Origin of the sequence: Nitrobacter sp. 62-13 (assembly GCF_001896955.1) — a bacterium.
GTDB lineage: Bacteria > Pseudomonadota > Alphaproteobacteria > Rhizobiales > Xanthobacteraceae > Nitrobacter.
Map to the genome: position 1 here is coordinate 1 of NZ_MKRN01000179.1, position 3,352 is coordinate 3,352.

Below are 3,352 nucleotides of genomic sequence, written 5' to 3' on the forward strand. Positions count from 1 at the left end.
GCCGCCTGCAGATGGGCGGGTCGGATCAATGGGGCAACATCGTCAACGGCGTCGATCTCGGCCGCCGGATGGGAACGCCTCAACTGTTCGCCCTGACGACGCCGCTGTTGACGACGGCATCCGGCGCGAAGATGGGCAAGACCGCGCAAGGCGCGGTCTGGCTTAACGCCGACGCCTTCAGCCCTTACGACTTCTGGCAATACTGGCGCAACGTCGAGGACGCCGACGTCGTCAAATTCCTGAAGCTGTTCACGATCCTGCCGATGGGCGAGATCGCGAAACTGGCTGCGTTGCAGGGCGCGGAGATCAACGAGGCCAAGAAGGTGCTGGCGACGGAAGCGACCGCGCTGCTTCATGGCCGGGATGAGGCCGAGAAAGCCGCCGACACCGCACGCACCACTTTCGAGCAAGGCGCCATCGCGGAAAGTCTTCCCACGCTGGACATTCCGCAAAGCGAGCTTGCAAGCGGCGCCGGCGTGCTCGCGCTGTTCGTGAAGGCGGGTCTCGTCGCTTCGAACGGCGAGGCACGCCGTCAGATCAAGGGCGGCGGCCTTCGTGTCAACGATGTCGCCGTCACCGACGAAAAGATGATGCTGACGCCGGACAACCTGACACCCGAGGGCGTGATCAAGCTGTCGATGGGCAAGAAGCGCCACGTCTTGCTGCGGCCGGCATAAAGCATCCGTGACAGCGCCTGATTGACGAACTGCCACTTGGCGGACGATCAGTTGCCGCTCTGCGACGGATACTCGACCTGATTGGCCGGATTGCCGGTCTGGAATTCAAAGATTTTGCGCAGCACGCCGGGGGCCATGGCCGAAATCGGATTGACCCGCAATTGCGGCTGACCCGGCGTTCCCACCACCTCGTAGGTTACGCCGATCAGCCCCTCGTTGCTGCCGCCACCGAGAAACAATCCGACGATCGGAAGTTGTCCGAAGATGTTGTTGAGCCCGTACATCGGCACGAACGTGCCTCTCATGCGAACCTGATTGCCGGGAAAATCGATGTTGCCTTCGATGGTTCCGCCGATGATCGGACCCTTGACGACGCCATCGCGCACGGAAAGCAGTCCGTTCTGACGGGTGAATTCCGCGCGCAGGCGTGAAAACGAGATGCCGTTCCGTGCGGTCTGCGGACCGCTGGCGGCCGCGCGATCCAGAGCCGTCTCGCCCTTGACGGTGAAATCACGAACGTTGATCAGACCCTGCTTGGCGCGCGGCTCGGCGGTCGGTGGGTCCATGGCAAGCGAAAGCTGCCCGCCGAACATCTTTCCGTATGTATCGGTAAAGCGAAAGAACGAGCCCGCGTCGTCGGTTTCGATCAGAATGACGTCCTGCCCCTGCGGACGTCCGCGCAGCTCGCCGGTCAGCGAGGTATCGCGCCCGATCTTGCCGCTCATGCTCAGGCTGCGGATCGAGCCGTTGCGCCGGGCCATCTTCACGTCCGCACTGCGCACGGCTTCACCATAAAACCCGGCCACGGCTCCGATCTTCAGGTCGAGATCGACATCGATGCTTTTGGCCTTGCCCTTGGTATCGGCCTGCTTGCCGGACATGGCCGATTTGATGAAGCCGCGGCCATCGAATACGTCGCCGCGCATGACGACCTTCAACACGCCGTCCGCGTTGCGCTCGGCCTTCAGAGAAGCCTTGTCGCCCTCTGACGGCGCGTAAACCGGAAAATTCGCATTCAAGAGATCGCCGTTCTGATCAATCTCCAGCGAACCCTTAATCGTGACGCCGCCGCCGTCGATAACGATATCCTCCAGGCGCGTCGATTGCGGCTTCTGCACTATATTGAATGTCGCATGGCCTGATTTTCCCGGCAGCTTGACCCAACCCGGCAGAAAGTTGTCGAGCTTCAAGGACGTCAGATCGGCATCGATGCCGATCTTGCTGTCCTTGTCGGTGCCGATTTTTCCGACGAGCTTGACGGGAATAGCACCGGTCGCCCCGGCGCCGAGATCGATCCCGAATTTTGCGCGGCTCGCGTCATCGAGGGTGGCCTGCAACTTGATGTCGGCGTCGCCGTCAGTGGGCTTGCGATAATCCAGCGAAGCTGGCTGCCCGTTGATCTTGACGTCGCCCTTGACCTGATACCCCTGGTTATTGGCGACCACCTTCAGCGCGTTCGCTTCAAGTTTCTGATTCATGACCAAGTGGTCGGCGGCAAACCCTGCGAGATCGGCGGTGATGGAATAGGTCGTATCTTCCTTGGTAATCTGACGCCTGATCGGCAGGCCGAGCGCGATCTGCGCAGCGACTGTTCCCTTGCTGGAATTTGGATCGATCAGATTGCCGGTGAATTCGCTGAGGCGATCCGAGGCGAGAATTTCGGCGACTGCCGGTACCGCACCATCGATCCTGAACTTCACTTTGGCCGGCGCCGGTTTGGGCGCCATATCCGGCACCTCGAAAACGACGTCGGAAATGTTGAGCTTGCGGCCGGCCGGAGTGTCGGCGGCGGCTTGCCCGATCGTCACCGTCGCGGTTCTGCCGGTCACTCGCGCTTTCAGATCGGCGTCGCGGATCGAGGGCATTTCATCGACCGGATGCAGCGTCACATTGCTGGCGACGATGTCGACCGAAAGACCATCGTCCGGGATTGGCGGTCCGCGTCGCGACAGATTACGCAGCGGTGAATTGACGCCGATTTCGATGCGCTGAAGAGAGCCCCGTCCAATTCGCTCGATGACCCATTCGCGCACTTCCGGCACAATCAGGACCGGCCACATGCTCTTCAGCGCAGCCGCGGACATCGGCGTTCCGGCAAAGCCCAGTTTCAGCCGTGGCTCCTCCGAATAGTCGATGCTGCCGGTGCCGGCGACGCCGACCTCGCCGTTGCTGATGTCGGCTTGAGTGAGCCTCAACTGCCTGTGTTCAGTATCGAACCGCAGTCCCACCGCGATGCGATTGAAGATCAGGGGTTTTTCGCCATCGAAGCCGGCGAGAACGATGGTGCCGCCGCTCAGGCTCATCTGCCAGTCCGGGACGGTGCCATTCGGCGGCTCGAGACGGGCCAGCAACGTGATTCGATTCTCGCCGGACACGATTTTGAACGGTGCAACAAGGACACGCCGTCCTGAATCCCACTCCATGTTCATTTCGATCTGATCGATCGCCATGGGATAGTCCGGCGTGTCAGTATCGATGAGCGTGCCCTTGCCTGCGAAGAGGCTGCCCCGAAGATAGGTCGGCAGGCCGTCGCGGCCGATCTCGCCCTTCAATTCGCCACTGAGCGGCATGTCGGCGCTATAGGTGAGATCCTTGATGCGGAGCGCCAGCAGGATGTTCTTCGCCGGAACCTCGGTGGCGCGGAGATCAACAGGACGCACGCCATCGGCGGGCGG

General features: G+C 61.5%; 2 protein-coding genes. One reads left to right on the plus strand and one right to left on the minus strand.

Translation table 11 applies throughout. From position 1 onward, the window contains the following. The coding region (gene tyrS, locus BGN91_RS12845) for a tyrosine--tRNA ligase (protein WP_292613736.1) at positions 1-677 on the plus strand (677 nt) is incomplete at its 5' end. A gap of 47 nt (positions 678-724) precedes the next feature. On the opposite strand, the gene BGN91_RS12850 is transcribed toward tyrS, so the two are convergent. Then, positions 725-3,352 (minus strand): AsmA-like C-terminal region-containing protein (locus BGN91_RS12850; protein ID WP_292613737.1); only part of this gene is annotated, 2,628 nt, incomplete at its 5' end.